Raw genomic sequence first — 23,183 nt, 5'->3', positions numbered from 1 at the left:
CCACAAGGATAGGATCATGCACGCACGCCATTCGTTGCTTCGTTGCGCCTTCGTCAACGCATTGCTTCTGGTGGGACTGACCACCATTGCCCATGCGCGCGACGCAGACCTCGATGCTCAGCGCTACGGGGTTTTCGCGGAGCCGCTGATTGCCGCCAATCCCCCTTCATCGAACGAGCAGCTTGCCCTGATGCGCGCCATCGCGGCGTATCGCCAAGCGGGCGACGCCGGTGATACCGCAGCACTGCAGACCTTCCTGGCTGCGCATCCGGATAACCCGTGGCGCGCTTCATTGTGGCTGGATATCGGCCTGGCCGATCGCACGGCCGGGCGCTTCGGCGCCGCCATTCACGCATTCGAACTGGCGCGCATCACGGCGCAAGCAACGCCCATGGCAGCCATGCATCCGATTGCAGTTCGAGCGCTGAGCGAACAGCTGACGCTGGAGGCGCGCCTCGGCCACGAGTCCGCCGTGACGAATCTGCTACAGGCAGCGCAACATCTTGGCATGTCCGTACAAGATTCCATGGCCATGTCGATGGCCGAGGAAAATGTGTGGGACATGCAGCATCATCCGCAAAGTGCATTTCAATGCGGCTGGATAGCCTTACGCGCACTATGGCAAACCCAGGGTATTCGCGTGGATGCGAAGCCGGCGCTGCAGGTGGATGCAAGTCATCGTGGTTATAGCCTGGACCAATTGGTGACCATGGCCGACACGGTGCATCACCCGGTTGCGGCGATCCACCAGGATGAACACGCCGCGATTCCCGTGCCCTCGGTGGTGCATTGGAAGAGCGGGCATTTTGCAACGATCCTCGCGCACGAACAGGGGCGTTATCGCGTTGCCGATCCGACGGTGGAAGGCGGTTCGCTCTGGATGACCGAAGCGGCCGTGCGTGCGGAAAGCAGCGGCTATTTCCTGGTGCCTGCGACTGACCGCGTGTTGGCCATGAACGAGCGGTCGGTGAGCCGCAACGAAGCGGCCACGGTGCGGGGCGCCGGCTATACCACCGCAAACGATCCTCATGGTTTTCCCGGTGGTTGCAACCAAACGTGCACAGGCTCGGACGGCCCTTCTGGCGGCGTCAACGGCGCGGGCGGCAATACTGGCGGCAATACGCCGGGTGCGGCAGGTGCGCCGGCGCCCACCCCTTCAACCGGCATGCCCAGCTACAGCATCAGCCCGATGCTGATCAGTCTTTCTCTGCGCGACACGCCACTCAGTTACTCGCCGCCCAAAGGGTCGGCGATCAACATCACCTTCAGCTACAACCAGCTCGACATCGACCAGCCTGCGACCTTCACCTTCGGCAACGTTGGGCCGTTGTGGACGCACAACTGGCTGAGCTACGTGCAGGACAACCCGACCTCGCCCGGCACCAATGTGATGGTGTATCTGCCAGGCGGCCCTGGGCGCCTCTACAGCGGCTACAACAGTGCTAACGGTACCTTTTCGCCGGAGACGGAAACAGGCGCGCAGCTGGTCGAAGTGTCTACGTCCCCCGTGGTCTATCAGCGCCGCTTTGCCGACGGCAGCATGGATGTATACGCGGCCAGTGACAACAGCAGTTACTACCCGCGGCACGTGTTTTTGACCCAGCGTATCGATGCGCACGGCAATGCCGTGCAACTGGCCTACGACGGACAGAATCGCCTGGCGACGTTGACCGATGCGCTGGGCCAGGTGGTCACCTTCCACTACGACAACACCAGTTTTCCTCTGCAGGTCACCAGCGTCAGCGATGCATTCGGGCGAAGCGCCACACTTGGCTATAACGGCACGGGACAGCTGAGCAGCATCACCGATGCGATCGGCATGATGTCGAGCTTTACCTATGCCAGCGGCACCTCGTCGATCACGGCGTCCACCACGCCTTACGGCACCACCAGCTTCGCCACCGGGCAATCCGGGTTGCAGCGCTGGATCAACATCACCGATCCGGATGGCAACGTGTCGCGCATGGAGTTCAACGAAGGCGTGGCGGGCGTTCCATACAGCGAAAGCCAGGTCCCGCAGGGCATGGCGACCTTCAATGCCTACATCAACGACCGCGACACCTTTTACTGGGATGCCCAGGCGTACAAACTCGACGCCGGAAACTACGCCGATGCGGTGATTTATCACTGGGCGCACCTGGCGATCAACGGTCAGTTCGTGTCCACCCCGTACACTACGTCCGATGCGCTGGAAAGCATCAAATATCCGCTTGAAAACCGCATCTGGTACAGCCATCCCGGCGACATAGCGGGAGGTTCCGGTGCGCTCAATGTGCCGACCAATATCGGTCGAGTGCTTTCGAACGGCAGCACCCAGCTTACCCAGAACAGCTATGACAGCTATGGGCACCTGCTAAGCACAATCGACCCGTCTGGCCTCACTACCACCTACACCTATGCGGGCAACCAGATAGACGTCGTGGCGATCACGCGCAGCAACAGCAGCGGCTACCACACGAGCGAAAGCTTTGCCTACGACAACCTTCACGACGTGGTAAGCCACGTCGATCAAACCGGCGCGACGACGTCGTATACCTACAATGCCGCCGGCCAGCTGCTCACCAGCGCCGATGCGCTCGGTCACGAAGCTACCTATAGTTACAATGCACAGGGTTATTTGCAGTCGTCGACGGATGCGAACGGCGGCGTATCTACCTATACCTACGATCCCGTCGGGCGTCTGGCGTCCGTCACGGATACGATGAATCGCACGACGCATTACGGCTACGATGCGCTGAACAGGCCGATACAGACCACATACCCCGACGGCAGCTCCGTACTCATCAATTGGAACAAGCTGGATATTGGTGCGATCACCGATCGTAACGGTCATACCACCAGGTTTCTCTACGATGGCGTGCGCGACCTGATCACGCGAACCGATCCGTTGGGCATTGCGACGAACTACACGTATTATCCGAACCGCTTACTGGCTACGCGTATTGACGCCAACGGCCACACCACGTCTTGGCAGCGCGACCTGGAAGGACGTGTGACATCCGTCACCGATGCCCTTGGCCACGTGAGCAGCGTCGCTTACGACCCCAGTACGGATGTGCGTGCCAGCAGCACCAATGCAATGGGGCAGGTGACCCAGTACACCTACGACGTGTTTGACAGGTTGGTCGCCAGTACCGACCCGAACGGAATCATCACCAACTTTACCTATACGCCGCAAAGCTGGTTGGCCTCACGCATCGTACGCGCGAATACCAGTGGCAGCCCCTCTTCGGGAGATGCCACGACAACTTATGCGTATGACGCCATCGGGGATGTGACCACGGTGACCGACCCCGATGGGGTTGCGACCAATTACGCCTACGATCCCGATCATCGTCGCATCACGGTGACCGATGCCCTGGGCAATACCCAGAACAGCAGCTACGACAACGTAGGCAATCGCACCCAAGTCACCGCAACCGCCTCCGGCAGTACGACGCCGAGTTGGCAGCAGTCGATGGTTTACGACGTTGACAATGAGCCTGGCGTGCAGGTAGACGCTTATGGCAATACAACAAACCGCATTTTCGATGTGAATGGCCGGCTCCAGGACACCCGCGATCCATTGGGTCATCACACGACCAACACCTATGACGCGATCGGCAATTTGCTCGCTGTCGCGCAAGGGGCATCCGATAGCGGTCAGCCGGTTGCCACTACCTCTTACACCTATGATCAGGATTCCCACCTGCTGACGGTCAGCGATCCAAGTCTGCTGGTGACGTCATATACGTATGATCCCGTAGGCCAGTTGGTACAGAGAAAGAGCCCCGACACCGGCGTCACCAGCCACACTTACGATGCGGTCGGCAATGTACTGACGAGCACCGATGCCAAGGGCATTACCGCCACCAGCACGTACGATCCGCTGAATCGTCTTCTCACCACCAGCTATCCCGATACCACGCAGAACATCATCTACAGCTACGACGATTCCAACAGCATGACCGGGTGCACCGTCAGCTATCCCATAGGGCGATTGACGCGGATTATCGAGAACAGCGTGACGACCGTGTACTGCTACGACCAGCGTGGCAACGTCATCCAGAAACAGCAGACCGTCGGCGGCACCAAGGATACGACGTTGTATGCCGTAAGCCCGGGTGGTCGCGTGGGCGTCATTACCTATCCCAGCGGTACCGTGGTCAACTACGTGCGCGATGGTGATGGTCGCATCCAGGGGGTCAACGTTACCCAGACAGGCGGCGCCACCACGATGGCGGTCGGCGGCGTGGTATATCAGCCGTTCGGGCCGGTTCGCGCTTACGCCCTGGGCAATGGCCAGCAGGTTGTACGCAACTATGACGAGAACTACCGGCTGACGGATCTGACCAGTCCGGCTTTCAACCTGCACGTTGCGCGGGACGCCGTGGGCGACATTGCCGCGGTGGGCAACGCACCTGGCGCAAACCCGGCAACGGAGACGTATAGCTACGACCCGCTATATAGATTGACCGCCGCAACCGAGGCGAATGGCAGCACCTTGGAAAGCGTCACCTACAACGCGACCGGCGATCGCCTTAGCAAGGCCGGCAGCGGTTTGGCGACGGGCACCTACAGCTACAACACGGGTACGCATCAGTTGATTGCAACGGGCAACGCTGCCAGAGCCGTCGACGCGGATGGCAACACCACGGCGATCTACGAAGCCGGCAATACCTACGGCTTTGGGTACAGCGATCGCAATCGCATGGTGGTGGCGCAGCTCGCGGGCAGCACGGTGGGCGCATACACCTACAACGCGCTCAGCCAGCGTATTCAGAAAGTAGCGGGCAGCCAGACGGAGCGTTACGACTACAACGAAACCGGACAGCTTCTTGCCGAATACGGAGCGACCATCCGCGACTACGTCTGGATGGACGATATTCCGGTTGCCGAAGTGGACACCGGAGCCAGTGGCAGCGGTCCGTCGCACTACAAGAACTGCACGATCGGTCCCAACAATACGCTGCTTTGTCAGGTGCCTGGCGAGAACCTTGGCATCAACTACATCGTTGCCGACCAAATGGGCACGCCGCGTGCGGTGTCGGACAGCGGCGGCAACCTCGAATGGCAAAATGCCTATCAGGGCAATCCGTGGAATGAGAAAACGCCCACCAGTCTCAACGGCTACATTCTCAATCTCGGCTTTCCTGGCCAGTATTACGATCTGGAAACGGGCCTCAACTACAACGTCCACCGCGATTACGACTCGAGCACCGGGCGGTACATCGAAAGCGACCCATTGGGTTTGCGCGCAGGCCCCAGTACGTATGCCTACGTGGGCGGGAATCCGCTTGGCGGGGTTGATCCTTCCGGCCAGATAGTGAAGGTGGTGGCCAGCGACCCGCAAACGGCGCAGGTGCTCATGAATGCCTATGCCTACCTGAACCAGAATTCGTCTACGGCACGAGATATGGATACGGACCTGGAGAACTCCGCCACGGTCTACAAAATCGAGCCCACCGATAACAAGGACAACGACGAGTATTGCTCACCCTCGTATGAAGGTTGCCCCGACAACGATCACATCATCTATGTAGATATCTGCGACCTTCCGCTGGTGCCGACAACCGATGGCATGCAGCCGGTTCCCTTACCGGTATTGCTGGGCCACGAATTGGGGCATGCCTGGGCATACGGTCCGGATAATCCGACGGCCAATGATCCGCTCGGCGACGACGTGCGTCAGGTAGAAAACCCCATACGATCGGATCTGGGCCTGCCACTTCGCACCAGCTACTATCCGCCTGCCGGCGGTCAATAGAAGGAGCGCGACGTGAAGATCATGGCGCTGACTGTTCTGTTGTTTTTGTGCGCCATGGCGTGTAGCCAGCCAGGTCATGCGTCGGACGCCGTTGCGTCCGACGACGTGACGGTTTGCTTTCTCGACTTTCGAATCAGCCTGGAGGTTGGCCGGACCGAGTCCAGCATCCAGCAGGCCAAATATTGCCGATACAAAATCAGCCGCAAAACCTTTCTGTCGTTGCTCGTTCCCGAGCCGCCGACATTTTATTTTGAAGGTCGCGATGTTAGGGCGATGGTTTTGCTGCCCGCGACAGACAAATATTTTATCGACGAGAATGGCAGTGTGCGGTTCGACGGCAAACTCTTCAAAGTCGACAAGACGGCGTTCTTCAATGCCTTGAAAGGGCGAAAGAAAATAGCCAATCAAGATCATTGAGCGGGTGCTTCTGTTTTTTTCTCTCGTGCGACAGATTTTGGCCGCGTTTGCGGCGACGGATTAGCTCGGCCGCCGATTTTTTAAATCGCATCGCTTGATGTCGTAACGCCGCCGGATCTTCATTCCAAGCTATGGGTACGATCGCACGGCGTGTGCGCATGTCGTACTAGTCCCATATACACAGGCGAGTGTGACTTGATAGCGTCACACGGTCATCGGCGCACTTCGCAAATACGGAACGCCGATGACCCATGCAGCAATGCTTGGAAAAGCGCGGATCGCAAGAGTGACAGCTCTTACGACCCGCTAAGTCAAACCAACTAGAAGGAGTTGATCATGACCTTCATGGATCATACGGCACCCTCACGCCGATGGGTTCAAAAGGACCCAAAATCTAAATCCACTTCATCCGTCGACGATGTGCGCCTCTCTGAAAGTGCCGAGCGGGAACGACGGCAAAGCTACGCGTCTCAACAGGCCGGCACCGCGCTTGCCGTGGCGGTGATCGAGGGTCTGCTCAAGGCTCACCGCATCTCCAAGCACGCAGGCGACACCGGCAAAAGAACGAATCTTTTGCCGCTCAACCCCGTGCAACAGATCGGCCTGGAGACCGCCATCGACCTCCTGCATCACCACGTCGACATGCTCAGCCCCGAGGGAGGTGGATAAACCGAGCGTGTCCGTGTGATGAGGTCATTGGGCGCATGGCGTCAGAAACGATGCGCCGTTTTCGGCACGCTGTTGTGAGAGCGGCGTGCCGCTTTTTATGCCCGCAGGACGCGGCATCTAAATTGAAGCGGGCTATGGGTTCTATTCGAACAATCAATTAGACGAATTCAAGCCGGCGCTGTCGTAATAACCGAGTTGCACGTTTTAAGCCGATCACGTTGGGTGCCGCCGATGCGGGAGCGGGTTGGCCGGGTCTGCATGAATTTACGCATATATATATCGGCGGCACCGGGGTGTGCGAACCGAGCGGCGGGATATTGTCTGCAATACCGCTATGTGCTGCTGGCGCCTGACTGTCGTGCAAACGCGTGCTCAAGATCAACCGTTCATGACAACGATGGAGATTGCAATGAAACAGCATCTTTCAGCCTTGCTGGTGATCGTCGCGGCGAGCGCATTGCCGCTATCGGTGCAAGCCGCCGGAAACGTTTCCGCTACCGACCGCGCTTTTGTTGCGATGGTCAGCCAGGGCGGCATGTTCGAAGTGAAAGCGGGCCAGCTTGCCGCCGAGCAGGGAAATACGCAGGACATCAAGGACCAGGGAGCAACCGAAGCCCATGACCATCAGCTCGTCGGCGACAAGCTGAGCTCGATCGCCAACGGCGCCGGTATTCCGGTGGCCAATTCGCTCAATGCGACGTTTCAAAAGAAGCTGGACGACCTCAAGGCGCTGTCCGGATCGGCCTTCGATACGGCCTATTTGAACAGCATGGACGACATCCACAACAAGGATGGCGCCGCGTTCGCAAAAGAAGCAACATCCGGAACCAATCCCGACTTGCGCGCCTTCGCTGCCGAAACGCACCGCATTGTCGTGCGCCATCTGGGCGAGCTGCATGCCAAGCCCTGACGCTTGGGTTTGACGCCATGGCTGCGTGAATAGCCGCGATTATCTGCCTGTTTGCAAGTCCACGATCCGCCACCGATAGCTTCGATCTCAACTTGGACATATCCATGAACGGAAAAACCGCATTAGCAACGCTGGCCGCCGCGACATGCCTGATCGGCGGCATCACCGCCGCACGTGCACAAGAGCCGGTGCCAGCAACGCTGCAACCACCGGCCGGCTATACCGTCGCGTTCACCGCCAAGGCCAGCGGGGTGCAGATCTATACCAGCACCGTCGCCAGCGGATCCACGCCGACCTGGACCTTCGAAGCTCCGCTGGCGGAATTGACCAGCCACGGCAAAACCATCCACCACTACGCCGGCCCCACCTGGGAAGCCGCCGACGGAAGCAAGGTGGTTGAAGACAAAGACGTCCCCGTCATCAAGGTGCCTTCCAAACAGGGCAAGGCGAATATCCCTTGGCTGCTGATCAAGGTCAGCCCCGACGCCGCACCGGGCATCCTCAGCAAGGTCGCCTACGTGCAACGCATCTCGACCGCCGGCGGTGTGGCTCCGACGACTGCACCGGCGCGGGCGGGCACGAAAGTCGGGGTTCCGTATTCGGCGACCTATGTGTTTTACTTCAAGTCGAATTGAGGCAAGGTTGCCCGGAAAGCAGGGTGCGTGACCTGCTTTAGACAAGCGCATGCCCGCTCCGGGATTGAGCATTTTGTGAGCCTCAGGCGGAATCAGGGCAAAATCGGCACAGGCGCTTCGGCTAGTATTTTCTGCACCGTGGGTTTCGCGAGTACCTTGAGGTTATGCGCATCCTGCTGATCGAAGACGATCCCATGGTGGGCAAAGACTTGAGCGAGTCCATCAAGGACTCGGGTTTTGCCGTGGACTGGACGCAGGATGGGGTGGCCGGTCAAGGCGCGCTTGGCGCCGGGACTTATGCCGCCGTCGTGCTGGATCTTGGATTGCCCCGCCGCTCCGGATTGCAGGTGCTGCAAGCGATGCGTGCCGGCGGCGATGCCACGCCGGTGATCGTGATGACGGCCCGGGATGGCGAGGACGAACGCGTCGAGGCGTTGGATGCCGGTGCGGATGACTACGTCATCAAGCCATGCTCGGTGAGGGAGTTGATGGCACGCCTGCGCGCCGTCATCAGGCGACGCGATGGCCATGCGCAATCGTTGATCGGAACGGATGCGCTTCAGCTGGACCTGGCCACGCGGGAAATCGTGCGGCGGAACGAGCGGCAATCGTTGTCAGCCCGCGAATTCGCCGTTTTGCACGCGCTGCTCGAACGTCCGGGTTCCATTTTGTCTCGAGAGCAATTGGAAAGCCGCGTCTACGGGTGGAATGAGCCCGTTGGAAGCAACGCCATCGAGGTCGTCATCCATGGCTTGAGGAAGCGGTTTGGCGCGAGTGTGATACTCAATGTGCGAGGCCTTGGCTGGCGCGTGCCAAAGGACGAAGCGTGACATCCCTGAAGCGCCAGCTGTTTGCATGGCTCATTCCGCTGTACGTCGTTACGGCGATCGGGGCGATGTTGGTCAGTTATCGGCAATACGAAACAAACATCGGTGCGTTTATGGATGGTCAGCTGCATGCGCTGGCCAACAGTCATCTGCAACAACTTACGCTTTCCAAAAAGCTTCCGGCTCTATCGCCCGTTGACGACGATCACCTTGAGCACGATGGCACCCCGGTTGTTCAATTCTGGGACAGCGACAAGCGACTGTTGTCCAGTTCGCGCCCGATGCCCGGCCTGACCTTGCAGGATGCGAGTGGGCCGCGCGATGTCGACGCCAATGGCAGCTGGCGGGTGTACACCCTGTTGGCAGCGCCGGTGAGCGTGCAACTCGTTCAAAGCAGTTCATTTCGGCATCGCGTGATGTGGCATTCCGCCTGGAAATCGGCAGAGCCGGTGGCCCTCTTGATACCCCTTTCGATCCTGTTGTTGTGGTTTGTCGTGCGCCGGTCCCTGCATCCGTTGGGTCGCCTCGTCCAAACAATTGCGCAAAAGGACGAGCATGACCTCGCCGAGCTTCCCGTCGACCGCGCGCCTGCGGAAATTACGCCGTTGATCGTATCGATGAACGGCTTGTTGCAGCGTTTGCAGTCGGCATTTACGACACAGCAGCGCTTTGTACAGGATGCCGCCCACGAGTTGCGCACGCCCTTGGCGGCGTTGGTGTTGCAGGCGGAACGGTTGCGCGCGAGGTTGGGCGATACGCCCCATGACGAGCTGGACCGATTGGAGTTGGGCATCCAGCGGCTACACCGGCTGGTGGACCAGTTGCTGAAGCTTGAGCGGCAAGAATGGTCGGTTCACAAACAAGAGCCTCAGACCGTCGACATTCGGGATGTCATCAAAGACAGCGTTTCGGAACTGCTTCCTGTCGCTGACAGGAAGCGCATCGACGTTGGCTGTTACCTCCCCGAGGCAAGCATCATTCGCGTGCGTGTGAGTGATGCACGCAGCGTGTTCGACAACCTCATCGAGAATGCGTTGCGCTATACGCCGGAAGGTGGCGCCGTCGACATCAAGCTTGGGCGCTCGGCCGAAGGCCCCGTCGTCGACATCGTGGACACAGGCCCCGGCATCCCGCCCGAGCTGCTGGGCCGGGTATTCGATCGCTTTTATCGGATGCTGGGCCAAACCGAGTCGGGCAGCGGCTTGGGGCTTGCCATCGCGCAGTCGGCCGCACATCGAAACGGCATGCGCATTGAGCTGCAGAATCGCACCGACAGGACGGGTCTATCGGCTCGCGTGTACCTGCCTGCTTCGCTTAATTCCCACCTAAGTATCGACAGCTAACTTGCCGCCTATCCAAACGGGAAAGGTTGGAAGCTGCCATGAAACTTGCGTGTCTGTGGTGCCTGTTGGTCATGCTTGCGATACCGACGCGATCGGACGCGGCGACGCGGGCCGGATGGGTCGACGTTGGCGACCACGTGCGTATTCACTACTTGCAAGCGGGGCCGGACGACGCGTCCCGCACCTTGCTGCTTATCCCCGGCTGGACCGTAAGTTCGTCCATCTGGTCCAAGCAAATCGCCTATTTTGAAGCGCGCGGCTTTCGCGTGATCGCCGTGGATTCGCGATCGCAGGGCGGTTCGACGGTCGTGACAACCGGCAACGCACCTGAAAACCGAGCGGCGGATATCGCTCAGGTCATCGAGCAGCTGAAAGTGCGAAACCTGGTGCTGGTGGGGTGGTCCCAAGGCGTCCAGGACGTGGCCGCCTATGTCGCACGGTACGGTGCGGGCAAGACAGACGGTTTTGTCCTGGTGGACGGCCCGGTAAGCGGTGGTCAGGATGATGTGAGGGGGAGCCCCGCCTTTGTCGCCATCATTATGCGAGGTATGGCTGCGTACTCCACCGATGCTCATGCCTATACCGATGGTCTCATGCACGCCATCATCAGTACCGCGACACCGGCCAGTGTCTATACGAAACTCGACGAAGAAGCCTCGAAAACGCCGGTCGATGTGGGCGTTTCCATGCTCATGCAGGATCTTTTTACCAAAGACCGGCGGTCGAGCCTGCCCTTGTTTTCCAAGCCGACACTCGTCATTGCGTCCGCCAAAAGTCCGCTTCTCGATGCGCAGCGAAACATGCTCAAGTCGCTTCCGCATGCGAAGTTGACGGTCGTTGAAAACGCGTCACACGCCGTGTTCTTCGATCAACCCGATGTGTTCAACCACGATCTCGACGGCTTCATCGCATCGCTGGGGGCGCCGCAATCGGCGCCGTCGCCATGATGAATATCCTGCCCAATAAATACGACCGGGTGACGCGCTTGCTGCACGCCGCCCTGGCCATCGGGGTCGTAACCCAGTTGCTCTTGAGCGCCGTCATGAAGGTACCCGCCGGCCGCGGCCTGGGCGTGCCTGATTGGCATAGGGCGGCATTCGAATGGCACGCAAAGGTAGGCATCTCCGTCGCCGCCATTTGTTTGTGCCATTGGGTATGGATTCTCCTGCCGCGGGCGAAGCCGGGATATGTGCATCTTTTCCCATGGTTGAAGCGCGATGGACGAGAGGCACTGCGTCGCGAATGGAAAGCGCGGCCGCCATCGAGCCATGCTTCGTTGTCCCATTTGGCGCCGCTCGTTGGAACGGTGCATGGGCTGGGATTCCTGGCAGTCACGGGAAGCGCGATGTGCGGTCTCGTCAATTACCTCGGATACTTTCTCGGTGCGCCCATTCCAAGATGGGTGCTTCATGGTGTGGGCATGGCTCACATCGCATTCGGCTATCTGATTTGGGCATTTGTTATCGCCCACGTCACGATGGCGGTTTTGCATCGAGTTGTCAGGGAGCGGCCTGATGCGTGGGATGTGCCGTCTCGATGAATACGCCGTTGCACATTGCAATGCGCGTTGCCTGTCTTACCGAGGTCTACGCCTCATACGTTGCCCGGATCTGCTTCGCTCGCTGCAGTGACCATTGGCGCCACTCGTCGGAGGCCACGTCTCGGCGCGACGTCTCCTCCCAAATCTCTGTCGGTAATGCCATCCATCAAAAGCCATTTGTTCAGCTGATATTTATATTTCGGCTGCTGTAGTTCGGCGGAAATCAGTTCGAATAAAAACTTTAAATATCATATATTTAACGCAAATAATGGCGGTATTGCTATTTTTCACTCAGTTATATTCATGATTCATTTATAAATCAGCATTCAGGTTGAAGTTCTCGGCTCGCACGTCTTCTGACCCGTGAGCATTGAAACCAAGAGGCGTTTGCCGCGCAGGTATTGCGCATCCGACGCGACCTTTACCGTCCCGGCTTGGGCAGGATCAGCGTCGACGGAAGGAAGGTTGCCTTGGCCGCCTGAAGTTGCAACTTGGGGCAGACATTCTTGATCTGTCGGCAAAATCATCGACTGATCGAATCATCCATACAGAGGTTGGCATGCAAACAGGACGTGAGCGAGCGCTGGTTCTCCATGGTGGCGGGGCGGCGGGCAATGCGTGGGAGATCGGTGTCGTCGCCGGTTTACAGGAAGCCGGGCTGGATGTGACGGAGGCGGATCTGATCATAGGGACGTCGGCTGGATCGACGGCTGCGGCCCAGATCACCAGTGCGTCCCCGGCCGAGCTGCTTGCCGCCATCCTTTCGGCTGCGCCAAGGCCGCGGACGAGCCCGGGTGGTTCCGAGGGCGCGCGCGCGCCCATTGGGCCCGCAGCAAACCACATGGAGATAACGAGCGAGATCATTGCCGCCGCCAAGGATGCAGCTGACATGCGCCGCAGAATGGGTAAGGCGGCGCTCGATGCGGACGCGGCGTCGGACGGCTCCGGGCAAGCGCAGTGGCGCGCTGTCGTTGCCGCTCGGCTGCCCCATCACGGTTGGCCGCAGCGGCCGTTGCTTATCACGGCCGTCGATGCCCATACCGGTGAACCGGTCGTGTTCGATCGCCACAGCGGCGTCGACCTCGTGGACGCCGTCGCCGCCAGCACGTCCAACGGCTTCGGTGTCCCTCCCTACAGCATCGGCGATCGCCGATACATCAACGGTGGTTATCGACGCAACGAGAATGCCGATCTGGCCGCTGGGTACGCCAGAGTGCTGGTGCTCTCACCCTTCGGTGGCAGATCGCGGCATCCGGTGGAATGGGGCATGCACCTTGCCGCACAGGTCGACGAGCTTCGCGCGGGCGGCAGCCGCGTTGAGACGATCTTCCCGGATAGCGACTCGCTCAACGCATTCGGTGCCGATACGATGGATCTGTCGACGCGTCGGCCGGCGGCGCAGGCCGGTTACAACCAGGGCAGGGCCCTCGCCAGGCAGCTCGCCGAATTCTGGCGTTGAAGCCTATGAAACAGTTGCGCCCGCAGGCATGGGGGAAGCTTTCTCTTGTGTCCTTGAATGGCCGAAACGAGCGTTGGAGTTTGAGGTTCCCTCACATTCTTTCCTTGAAAATACCCGCAAGAATCAACGTCACGTCCGAATTGATCGAGACCTTCAAAACGACTCACCGTCATCCCAGCGAAAGCTGGGATCCAGCGACTTCGGCGCGACAAAGCACTAGATGACCAGCTTCGCTGTTGTAAATCGCCCCCAGCTTTCGCTGGGATGACGAGCACAAATGTGGAAAACCTCAGTACGAAAATGACAACTCAAATAGACGGCTTCCTGGTAGAGACCGCCTTGCGCGTCGCCGGCTTAGCCCGCTTCGTTGAGGGAAGCGGTCGCGAATGGACAGTCGATAACGCGAAAGCATGAGCATCATGCAAAAGCCGCGTGAGTTCAGCACGCTTTATCTTGCCCAATCGAACGAGCACGCAGGGATGCGAAAGATAATGCTCGGTGGTGGTGTAGATATCCGGGCTCTGCTCCAGCAGTCGATCCCTTAGTTCAAAACCAACGTGCACGACAACGCAGCCCGCCTCGGCTGTCTTGTTGGTGGGCACACATGCGATGACCTTGCCTCCGAGCTTCAGGGCAGGCGATCCATAAGACGTGCCCTCGGCGACACCGGGCAGCGCAGCGCCGATTTCCCGTACCGTTTCAAAGCTGATAACTGTCACTGGAAACCTCCAGTTGGTGTCTGCCTTGGTTCGAGGCGGCTCTTGGCCATCGTTCAAGCTTCGGATGGGTGCGGCGTGCGCTTACCTACAGCCATTGAAACGGAGGAATAGAAAGCTGCCAATTCCGACAACGTATGGGGTCATGGTCGATGATAATGGTCTCGAAGCGGGCGGTTCGCCAGTACCTCGAAACCCTCTGGATTGCTCATGGGTCAACTGCGGGGATTATTTGTCGTACCATTTGTGCCGCGCCCGCATAGCCATTTCGAGATTCATGCAGCATGCAATGTCTCTTGATCGAAGACGATATCCAGACCGCACGCTTTGTCCATGATGCTCTGCTTCGAGCAGGGCATGAGGTAACGCTTTGCGGCGACGGGGCCAGTGGACTCGTGCAGGCGAGTACCCGGGCCTGGGACGTGATCGTGCTTGACCGCATGTTGCCCGGCGGCATGGATGGCTTGACGGTGCTCTCCACGCTGCGTGCGCGCAACGATCAAACGCCCGTGCTGGTGCTCAGTGCATTGGCCAGCCTGGATGAGCGCGTGCGTGGCTTACGCGGCGGATGCGACGACTATCTCACCAAGCCTTTTGCTTTCGAAGAACTGCTGGCGCGGCTCGAAGCGCTGGGTCGTCGCGCATCTGTCCCCGGAAACTCGCACATATTCGTGGTCGGCGATCTTTCCGTCGATACCCGAACACGCAGGGTCTTGCGTGGAGGCAAGCCCATTGCCTTGCAGCCGCGCGAATACCAGCTACTGGAATACCTGGTTCGACGCCAAGGCGAGGTGGTTACGCGCAAGATGCTGCTGGAGGCTGTGTGGGGTTACCATTTCGACCCCGAAACCAACGTAATCGATGTGCAAATGAGCCGTCTGCGTAACAAGGTGGACAGGGATCATCCCACTGCGCTCATCCACACCGTGCGGGGCGTGGGTTACACCATTCAGCCGCTGGGCGACAATGACTAGCCTGCGCCACTCGCTGATTTTTCGCCTTGCGCTTGGCTATGGACTGCTTTTTCTGTTGTCCATCGGCGTCATTTCCTCCGTGTTCTATATCGGTACCGCCGGTTTGCTTGCCCGGGATGCCGACAAGCAAATTGTCGCAATCGCGCATCAATTGGAACAGACGCACGATCGCAGCGGCGATGCGGGCCTGCTGCAAGCCGTGCATACGCTGCTGACCGACGACAAGGATGTCGAGACAGAGGTGTACTTGCTGCTCGATCCGCACGGCAACAAGGAGATCGGCAACCTGACCTCGTGGCGCCTGCTGCCTGGCGTGAACGATGTGCTGACGAATGCGAAGGTGCAGCGACTTGGGCGGGATTCGACCAGTCGCTTGCTGGTACATCGTTTTGGCGACGGCAGTACATTGGTGGTCGGTCGCGATTTGTATGAGCAACATCAGCTGGAACGCACCATCCTGACTGCACTGGCCATCGGCGGGGCACTCGGCCTTCTGCTTGCCGTGTTGGGCGCTGCGCTGTTCCGCTCGCAATTGCAGGCGCGCATTGCCGTTATTCAGCACGCCACCCACGATGTCTCGGCAGGCAACCTCAATCGGCGCATCGACGTTGGCGAAGCACAGGACGAATTTGCCGGCATTGCGCGTGACATTAACCGCATGCTCGACGACATCAATCGCTTGATGGATACGGCGCGCAATGTTTCCAACACCATTGCCCACGATCTGCGCACCCCGTTAGGGAGAATCCGCGGTGCGTTGGAGGAGGCACTGCAGCCGCTTTCATCGCCTGACGGGCTGCAGCGTGCCGCGCACTACGCTATCGATGAAATTGATACGTTGATCGGCGTGTTTGAAAAACTGTTGCAGATTGCCGAGGCCGAATCCGGCGTGCGGCGCCAGCTTTTTGAGCTATTTCCGCTGCGCCCGGTGCTGGACGATTTGATGGAGCTCTACCAGCCGGCTGCCGAAGCGCGCGGCATGCGGCTGCGCGTGGAGGTGGAGGGCGCCCCGATAGTGCGGGCCGACCGTGACCTGATCGCCAATGTGCTCGCCAACCTGCTGGACAATGCGTTCAAGTATGCCGGCAGCGGCGCCCTGGTTCGGCTGATAGTCCGGCAGGATGACAAACGGGTCCACATCGTGGTCGAGGACGACGGCCCAGGCATTCCAGCCGATGCCCTTGGACGTGTCACGGAGCGCTTCTTTCGCGTAGACAGCAGTCGCAGCCAGCGCGGTAACGGACTTGGCCTTTCCATCGTCGCGGCCGTGGTATCGCTGCACAGGGGAGAGTTGCGATTGGAAGATGCCCAGCCCGGACTGAAGGTCAGTATTTTCTTGCCGACGACCTAGGTCCTTTTGGACCCTTCCGCCATGGCCGGGCACGAGCAGCCCGGCTCCCCTTTGGATGGGTAACGGCGAACCTTTCCAAACGGTAACTTTTTCCAGTGACCACCCCTCGTTATGGTCGATATTCCGGCGCTCTGTCCCAGCGAATCAAGACCGTTTCATGCAACCCAAGCGCGCATACATTCCTATCCTGGCGATCGCTGTTGTGGTCATCGTGGGCCTCGGCTACGCCTGGCTCAGCTATCGCCAGCCCTCGACGCAACGGCCTCAGGCCAGCACCGACTTGCACGGCGTCACCCTTACCGACGTGCAGGCCAGGCAGGTATCGGTGATCGAGGTGGGCACGCACACGTTCGATACGTGGCGACAGGCGGTGGGTTACGTCGACTATGACCAGGGTCGTATCGCCCAGGTCTCCAGCCCCTATGCCGGGCGTGTCGCGAGCGTGGCTGCGAAAGAGGGCGATACCGTACACAAGGGGCAGCTGTTATTCACCATAGACAGCCCCGATTTGCTGCAAGCCGAATCCACTTTGCTCGCCGCCGATGGCGTGCTCACGCTGAGCCGCAAAGCGCTCGAACGCACGCAGAAAATGCTGCCCATCCAGGCCAGCGCAAAAAAGGATGTGGAACAGGCAGTCTCCGACGAGCAAACCGCTGAAGCCAACTACCGGGCGGCGCGCAATTCCCTGCTGCTGTTCGGCAAGAGCGAGGCGGACATCGATCGCTTGCTGACCATGCGCAAGGTGGAAGGTGAGTTGCGCATCTTGAGTCCGTTCGACGGCATCGTCGCCAATCGCTCGCTGGCGACAGGCGACCTGGTGCAGCCTGGCAGTACGCCCACGCCTTTCACCGTAGCCAATTTATCCAACGTGTGGGTGGTGGCGAATGCGCCCGAGGACGATGCCTCTTCGCTGAAGTTGCATCAATCGCTTGCCATTACGGTGCCGGCCTTGCCGGGTCGAACGCTGCACGGCGAGGTGAGCTACATCGCCAGCGCCGTTGATCCCAACACGCACACCGTGGTGATCCGTGCCGACGTCCCCAACCCAGGCGGGGAACTGTTGCCGCAAATGCTGGCAGACATTGCCGTGCAGACCGCGGCGCCCGAGCATTCGCTCGCCGTGCCTGAGGACGGCATCGTCCGCGAAGGCGACGGCACCACCATGGTGTACGTCACGCGCGATGGGCGTCGCTTCGATCAGCGCGAAGTGAAAATCGGCAAGCGCCAACAGGGCATGGACCAGATTCTTCAAGGCTTGCAGGCCGGCGAGCGCGTGGCCGGCGAAGGTGCGCTTTTCCTCGACAACATGCTGGTGCAGCAGCCCGACGACGATTGACTCGCAGGCTGCCACGCATCGACCTCACTTTTAGATAAGGGCGTCACCCGTGTTACGAGGCATCATCGCTTTTGCGCTATCGCGACGTTCCGTCGTGATCATGGCCTTGCTGGCATTCACCGTTGCCGGCTTGATGGCTTATAACAAGCTAAATATCGAGGCTTATCCGAATCCGGCGCCGGTGATCCTGGAGATCACTGCGCAGGCGCCCGGCTTGTCGGCCGAGGAAATGGAGCGGCTCTACACGCGTCCGATGGAATTGGGCGTTGCTTCCACGCCGGGCGTGGACAATATCCGCTCCACCTCGTTCTACGGCTTGTCGTTCGTGCGCGTCACGTTCAAATATGGCGTCGATTACAACTTCGCCTATACGCGTACCGCCATCAATCTGCAGCAGAACGTCAATCTTCCCAACAACACGCAACCGCAGATTCAGGCGTCGAGCCTGGTGGGCGAGATCTTCCGCTATCAATTGGTGGGGCCGCCGCACTACGGCATCACCAACCTGCGCACGCTGCAGGATTGGGTCGTATCGCATCGCCTGATGTCGGTGCCTGGTGTGGGCCAGGTGGTGACCTGGGGTGGTACGACCAAGGAATATCACGTCGATGTGGACATGCCCAAGCTGGAGGGCTACAAGCTCACCTTGCCCCAGCTGATCACTGCGCTGGGCAACGCCAACGAAAACGTCGGCGGTCGTACCATCGACCTGGGCCAGCAATCGGTCAACGTGCGCGGGGTGGGTTTGATCGCCGACACCAACGATATCAAGGACGTGGTGCTCGCGCAGAACAACGGCACGCCTGTGCTGGTCAAAGACGTCGCCAATGTTTCCATTGGCACCGCGCCTCGCCTCGGCAAAGGCGGTCGCGACGACCAGAGCGACGTGGTCACCGGGATCGTGGTGATGAATCCCACGGAGCGCACCAACGAGGTGGTCGCCGCGGTGAAGGCCGAGGTGGATCGTCTTAATCACGATGGTACGCTTCCGCCGGGTGTGAAGGTGGTGCCTTTCTACGATCGCTCCACCCTGGTGTCGGTCACCACCCACACGGTGCTGCACAACCTGATCTTCGGCTGCCTGTTGGTATTCCTGATCCAATGGATCTTTCTGGGCGATCTGCGCAGCGCGCTGATCGTGAGCGCGAACATTCCCGTGGCGCTGTTCTTCAGCATCATCATCCTGGTGCTGTGCGGGGATTCGGCCAACCTGCTCTCGGTGGGTGCGGTGGACTTCGGCATCATCGTCGATTCGGCGGTGATCATGATCGAAAACATATTCCGCAACCTGCAAAAGGGCGACGAGGAGCGGAGGGAAATCCTGCACTACTACGCTGAAAGCCGCGGAGGAGCGGGTCCCGTCGGACCGGGTGGGCATGGCTGGACCGACCGTATCCGGATGCTCTACGTGAGCGCGATGCAGGTGGATCGCGCCGTGCTGTTCTCCTCGGCCATTACCGTTGCTGCATTCATTCCGCTTTTCACTATGCAGGGCGTGGAAGGGCAGATTTTCAACCCGATGGCGCGGACTTATGCCTATGCCTTGTCGGGCGCCCTGATCGCCACTTTTACCGTGACGCCGGTGCTGGCTTCGCTGCTGTTGCCCAAGCACGTGAATGAGGTTGAGACCATTTTCGTGCGGGCGATTCGCCGCGTGTATTCGCCGGTGCTTCGTTGGGCCTTGCAGCGACGCAAGCTGACAGTGGGATTGGGGCTGATCTTTCTGCTGGTGGCTGGCCTGCTGCTGCCACGCATCGGCACCGAATTTCTGCCGTCGCTGGAGGAGGGCAATCTCTGGATTCGTGCCAGCATGCCGCCTACGATTTCGCTGGATGCCGGCATGAGCATGGTGGATCGCATGCGCCACATCATCAAGTCGCATCCGGAAGTCATCACCGTGGTTTCGCAGCATGGCCGCCCCGACGATGGCAGCGACGCGGCCGGCTTCTACAACGTGGAATTGTTCGTGCCGCTGAAGCCGGAAGGCGATTGGCCATCCGGCGACAGCAAGGCCAAGCTGATCGCATCACTGCAGAAGCAATTCACCGACGAATTTCCGGGAGTAAGTTTCAACTTCTCGCAATACATCCAGGACAACGTGGAGGAAGCACTGTCCGGCGTGAAGGGCGCCAATGCGGTCAAGATTCTCGGGCCCGATCTTGCCGAACTGGAAAAGCTCGCCGACGAAGTCATGCACCAAATGGAGCAGGTGCGTGGCGTGCAGGATCTTGGCGTCTTTCACGTGCTTGGCCAGCCCAACCTCAACATCACCATCGATCGCGCCAAGGCGGCGCGCTACGGGCTCAATACCGGCGACGTCAATACGGTGGTTCAAGCCGCCCTGGCAGGCGCGCCAGCTACCACGGTGCAGGAGGGAGAGAAGCAATTCGCGCTGGTGGTGCGATTGTCCCCCAAGTATCGATCCAGCATCGATGCCATCGGCAACATCATGGTCGGCTACACGAATTCGGCCGGCAATACGGCCTATGTGCCGTTGCGCGAGGTGGCGAGCATTACGCTGGATACCGGTGCTTCCTACATCTACCACGAGCGCAACGAACGCTACATCCCAGTGAAGTTCAGCGTCCGCGGCCGCGATCTGGGTAGTACGGTGGAAGAGGCGCAGCAGCGCATTGCCAGGAACGTCAAGCTTCCCAGTGGCTATCACCTTGCTTGGGCTGGCGAGTTTTCCGATATGCAGCAAGCCAAGAAGCGGATGGCCGTGGTGCTGCCGATTGCGCTCGGCCTGATCCTTGCGCTGCTCTTCACGCTGTTCAATTCGATGCGTGACAGCTTGTTGACCCTGGCTGCGATCCCGTTCTCGATTGCCGGCGGCATCATGGCGCTGTATGCGTCAGGATTGAACCTGAGCGTATCGGCAGCTATCGGCTTCGTATCGCTATTTGGCGTGTCGGTGATGAATGGCATTCTCGTCATCACTTACTTCAATCACCTCCTCTTCGAAGGCAAGTCGCCGGTGGAGGCGATGTATCTGGCTGCGGAACAACGCATGCGGCCGATGTTGATGACGGCTTTTTCTGCCTGCATCGGGCTTTTCCCCGCCGCAGTTTCCACCGGCATTGGCAGTCAGGTGCAGCGCCCGCTGGCCACGGTGGTGGTGGGCGGCATGTTGCTGGGACCGATCATGTTGCTGATCGTGGCGCCGGCGCTGCAGGTGATGGTGGTGGAGTGGTCGCAGGCGCGTCGCGCGAGGCGGCAGCTTGCCGATGAAGAAGGAGGCGTGGCATGAGCAGGCACTCGCTCTCATTCGTCACTCGGAGCCTTCGTGTCATGGCGCTCGTTGCGCTCTGCAACGGCTGCGCCGTAGGGCCGGACTATCATCGACCTAGCACGCCGGAACCGGCGCATTTCACGCGCACGCCGCTTCCAGAAACGCTTGGCAGCGCGGGTGACACGCATGATGCGCAACGTTTCGTGCAGGAAGCCGTGCCGCGTGACTGGTGGCAGACATTCGAGTCGCCCGAGCTCAATGACCTGGTCAAACGCGCGCTGGCGCACAATCCCACCATCGATGCCGCGCAAGCGGCCGTGCGGCAAGCTCAGGAAGATGTCGCTGCGCAGCGCGCCAGCTACTTCCCCACGTTGCAGGCCAGCTATTCCCCTTCCCGGAATCGCAACGCCGTAGGCACGATTTCCCCGACGCTCACGTCCGGCCAGACGTATTACACCTTGCATACGGCACAGTTGACCGTTGGCTATGTGCCGGATGTGTTCGGCCTGAATCGGCGCACGGTGGAATCGTTGAACGCACAAGCCGACGTGCAGCGTTATCAGTTGGATGCAACCTATCTCACCCTTGCCGCCAATGTGGTGAATACCGCCTTGCAAGAGGCTAGTCTGCGCGAACAAATCGACGCGACGAAGGCAACGATTGACGCGGAAGCGCGCGCCTTGTCCATCTTGCAACAACAAGCTGCGATGGGCGGCGCCACGGGCCTCGATGTTGCGGCGCAAGCTGCTGCACTGGCGCAAGCCAGGCAAGCTCTTCCGGTGCTGCAGAAGCAACTCGAGCAGACGCGGGATGCGCTTGCCGTGCTCATTGGCGAGACGCCTTCGCAGATCGGCGACATACACCTCGATCTGGCGACGCTGCATCTGCCGTCGACATTGCCAATGAGCCTGCCATCGCAGATTATCCGCGATCGCCCCGATGTGTTGGCGGCCGAAGCGCAAGTGCATGCGGCCAGTGCCGAAGTCGGCATTGCGGTGGCTAATCGCCTGCCTCAGCTTGCGCTTTCAGCGCAATATGGCGGCAGCGCCACGCAGTTCAGCCAGATGTTCACGGATGACAATGTGTTCTGGGCTCTGACGGGCACCGTCTCGCAGACATTGTTCGATTTTGGCGCGCTCAAACACCGTCAGCGTTCGGCCGAGGCCGCGCTGGATCAGGCCAAGGCGCAATACCGCAACGTGGTGTTGGTTGCCTTCCAGAATGTTGCCGACACCTTGTATGCGCTCGACCAAGACAGCAAGGCTCTTGCTGCGGCTGACGAGGCTGAAACCGCGACGCGCAAGACACGCGATATCACGCAGCAACAGTTGCAATTGGGTGATGTCAGTGCGCCTGCATTGCTGACGGCTGAAGAGGCCTATCAGCAGGCGGTGATCACACTCGTGCAGGCGCGTGCAAGCCGCTACGCCGATACCGCGGCACTATTTCAGGCTCTAGGCGGTGGTCGGTGGAATGACAGCGATGCCGGGCTGCAGGGTCAAGCTGGTAGTGCGAAGGGGGCATCCGGTCGGTGAAGCCACATCGGGCTGGAAGGGATAAAAAAGCCCTTCTAATCGGGTGTCTAGCGCTTGCCGGCTGCACGGCGCCGCCCGTTATAAGGCCGGCACGATCGATTGTTTCGGCAGACATCGAGGCGCTTCGTGCATCGCTGCGACCTGGGGTATCCAGGATAACGGGCGTGGTGCTCGTTCACGCTGGCGGCTTCACGCGCTACGGTTCATTCGCGAAAATCAGCATGCTTCCGGATATTCCCTATGTGCGAGCGTGCATTCGGTCCCAAGAACAAAGTGCTCAGGCTTGCGGCGAGTCTTTGAAGCCCTATACGCGGTTCGCGACAGCAGATGTCCAAGGTAGATTTATATTCACCGGGGTGGGGCCGGGCCACTATCTTCTGCGATCGGATGTTTCCTGGGATGTTTCTCGGGGCAAGCTCGAGTCCATCCACGTGTGGCGCACGGCCCAGGCTGACGTCGTGGTTGACGAAGGAGAGGAATCCAGAGACGTGAG

The 23,183-nt window shown here is 59.7% G+C and carries 16 protein-coding genes; 15 read left to right on the top strand and 1 reads right to left on the bottom strand.

Features of this window, described 5'->3' with window-relative positions; all coding sequences use genetic code 11:
- Positions 1-16 precede the first annotated feature (16 nt).
- From ISS99_RS08025 to ISS99_RS07980, 10 genes are all read left to right on the top strand, one after another.
- Complete coding sequence (locus tag ISS99_RS08025) at positions 17-5,746, top strand: RHS repeat-associated core domain-containing protein (RefSeq protein WP_204631093.1); 5,730 nt, start codon at positions 17-19, stop codon at positions 5,744-5,746.
- 12 nt (positions 5,747-5,758) lie between these two features.
- Positions 5,759-6,163, top strand: coding sequence for a hypothetical protein (locus tag ISS99_RS08020; RefSeq protein WP_204631092.1), 405 nt, complete (start codon positions 5,759-5,761; stop codon positions 6,161-6,163).
- A gap of 336 nt (positions 6,164-6,499) precedes the next feature.
- Positions 6,500-6,832, top strand: a complete 333-nt coding sequence (locus ISS99_RS08015) for a hypothetical protein (protein ID WP_204631091.1) — start codon at positions 6,500-6,502, stop codon at positions 6,830-6,832.
- Between the two features lie 409 nt (positions 6,833-7,241).
- Positions 7,242-7,742 carry a DUF4142 domain-containing protein gene (locus tag ISS99_RS08010; RefSeq protein ID WP_204631090.1) on the top strand — a complete coding sequence of 167 codons (501 nt, stop codon included), beginning with the start codon at positions 7,242-7,244 and terminating at the stop codon, positions 7,740-7,742.
- Positions 7,743-7,846: 104 nt separating this feature from the next.
- Positions 7,847-8,377 carry a DUF3455 domain-containing protein gene (locus ISS99_RS08005; RefSeq protein ID WP_204631089.1) on the top strand — a complete coding sequence of 177 codons (531 nt, stop codon included), beginning with the start codon at positions 7,847-7,849 and terminating at the stop codon, positions 8,375-8,377.
- 164 nt (positions 8,378-8,541) lie between these two features.
- Complete coding sequence (locus tag ISS99_RS08000; RefSeq protein ID WP_204631088.1) at positions 8,542-9,207, top strand: response regulator transcription factor; 666 nt, start codon at positions 8,542-8,544, stop codon at positions 9,205-9,207.
- Positions 9,204-10,547: a sensor histidine kinase gene (locus ISS99_RS07995; RefSeq protein WP_204631087.1), complete on the top strand. Its 1,344-nt coding sequence runs from the start codon at positions 9,204-9,206 to the stop codon at positions 10,545-10,547. Before ISS99_RS08000 ends, ISS99_RS07995 begins: the two co-directional genes overlap by 4 nt.
- A 137-nt stretch (positions 10,548-10,684) precedes the next feature.
- A complete protein-coding gene (locus ISS99_RS07990) occupies positions 10,685-11,494 on the top strand; it encodes an alpha/beta fold hydrolase (protein WP_204631086.1) in 810 nt (269 codons plus the stop codon).
- A complete protein-coding gene (locus ISS99_RS07985; RefSeq protein WP_204631085.1) occupies positions 11,491-12,087 on the top strand; it encodes a cytochrome b/b6 domain-containing protein in 597 nt (198 codons plus the stop codon). The genes ISS99_RS07990 and ISS99_RS07985 overlap by 4 nt, the downstream gene beginning before the upstream one ends.
- 559 nt (positions 12,088-12,646) lie before the next feature.
- A complete protein-coding gene (locus ISS99_RS07980) occupies positions 12,647-13,546 on the top strand; it encodes a patatin-like phospholipase family protein (RefSeq protein ID WP_204631084.1) in 900 nt (299 codons plus the stop codon).
- A 308-nt stretch (positions 13,547-13,854) separates the two neighbouring features.
- Here ISS99_RS07980 and ISS99_RS07975 read toward each other — a convergent pair whose 3' ends face one another.
- A complete protein-coding gene (locus ISS99_RS07975; RefSeq protein WP_204631083.1) occupies positions 13,855-14,265 on the bottom strand; it encodes an MmcQ/YjbR family DNA-binding protein in 411 nt (136 codons plus the stop codon).
- Between the two features lie 281 nt (positions 14,266-14,546).
- Between ISS99_RS07975 and ISS99_RS07970 the strand changes: the two genes are divergently transcribed.
- From ISS99_RS07970 to ISS99_RS07950, 5 genes are all read left to right on the top strand, one after another.
- Positions 14,547-15,236 (top strand): response regulator transcription factor, encoded by a 690-nt coding sequence (locus ISS99_RS07970; RefSeq protein ID WP_204631082.1) that lies wholly within the window; start codon positions 14,547-14,549, stop codon positions 15,234-15,236.
- Positions 15,229-16,587: a sensor histidine kinase gene (locus ISS99_RS07965; protein ID WP_204631081.1), complete on the top strand. Its 1,359-nt coding sequence runs from the start codon at positions 15,229-15,231 to the stop codon at positions 16,585-16,587. Before ISS99_RS07970 ends, ISS99_RS07965 begins: the two co-directional genes overlap by 8 nt.
- A gap of 157 nt (positions 16,588-16,744) precedes the next feature.
- Entirely contained in the window at positions 16,745-17,923 is a 1,179-nt protein-coding gene (locus ISS99_RS07960; protein ID WP_204631080.1) for an efflux RND transporter periplasmic adaptor subunit, read from the top strand.
- Positions 17,924-17,972: 49 nt separating this feature from the next.
- Positions 17,973-21,173 (top strand): efflux RND transporter permease subunit, encoded by a 3,201-nt coding sequence (locus ISS99_RS07955; RefSeq protein ID WP_204631079.1) that lies wholly within the window; start codon positions 17,973-17,975, stop codon positions 21,171-21,173.
- Positions 21,170-22,690 carry an efflux transporter outer membrane subunit gene (locus tag ISS99_RS07950; RefSeq protein WP_204631078.1) on the top strand — a complete coding sequence of 507 codons (1,521 nt, stop codon included), beginning with the start codon at positions 21,170-21,172 and terminating at the stop codon, positions 22,688-22,690. Before ISS99_RS07955 ends, ISS99_RS07950 begins: the two co-directional genes overlap by 4 nt.
- Positions 22,691-23,183 lie beyond the last annotated feature (493 nt).

It is taken from the genome of Dyella mobilis (assembly GCF_016904945.1).
In the GTDB taxonomy this organism is placed as follows: domain Bacteria; phylum Pseudomonadota; class Gammaproteobacteria; order Xanthomonadales; family Rhodanobacteraceae; genus Dyella_B; species Dyella_B mobilis.
The sequence above is the reverse complement of the archived record's forward strand: the minus strand, read 5'-3'. Positions and strand labels throughout refer to the sequence as shown.

Excerpts from the sequence above, each read along its gene's own strand:
- ISS99_RS07965 (WP_204631081.1), top strand. The coding sequence starts at position 15,229 with ATGACTAGCCTGCGCCACTCGCTGATTTTTCGCCTTGCGCTTGGCTAT.
- ISS99_RS07980 (WP_204631084.1), top strand. The coding sequence starts at position 12,647 with ATGCAAACAGGACGTGAGCGAGCGCTGGTTCTCCATGGTGGCGGGGCG.
- ISS99_RS07970 (WP_204631082.1), top strand. The coding sequence starts at position 14,547 with ATGCAATGTCTCTTGATCGAAGACGATATCCAGACCGCACGCTTTGTC.
- ISS99_RS08005 (WP_204631089.1), top strand. The coding sequence starts at position 7,847 with ATGAACGGAAAAACCGCATTAGCAACGCTGGCCGCCGCGACATGCCTG.
- ISS99_RS08025 (WP_204631093.1), top strand. The coding sequence starts at position 17 with ATGCACGCACGCCATTCGTTGCTTCGTTGCGCCTTCGTCAACGCATTG.
- ISS99_RS08000 (WP_204631088.1), top strand. The coding sequence starts at position 8,542 with ATGCGCATCCTGCTGATCGAAGACGATCCCATGGTGGGCAAAGACTTG.
- ISS99_RS07960 (WP_204631080.1), top strand. The coding sequence starts at position 16,745 with ATGCAACCCAAGCGCGCATACATTCCTATCCTGGCGATCGCTGTTGTG.
- ISS99_RS07950 (WP_204631078.1), top strand. The coding sequence starts at position 21,170 with ATGAGCAGGCACTCGCTCTCATTCGTCACTCGGAGCCTTCGTGTCATG.
- ISS99_RS07985 (WP_204631085.1), top strand. The coding sequence starts at position 11,491 with ATGATGAATATCCTGCCCAATAAATACGACCGGGTGACGCGCTTGCTG.
- ISS99_RS08010 (WP_204631090.1), top strand. The coding sequence starts at position 7,242 with ATGAAACAGCATCTTTCAGCCTTGCTGGTGATCGTCGCGGCGAGCGCA.
- ISS99_RS08015 (WP_204631091.1), top strand. The coding sequence starts at position 6,500 with ATGACCTTCATGGATCATACGGCACCCTCACGCCGATGGGTTCAAAAG.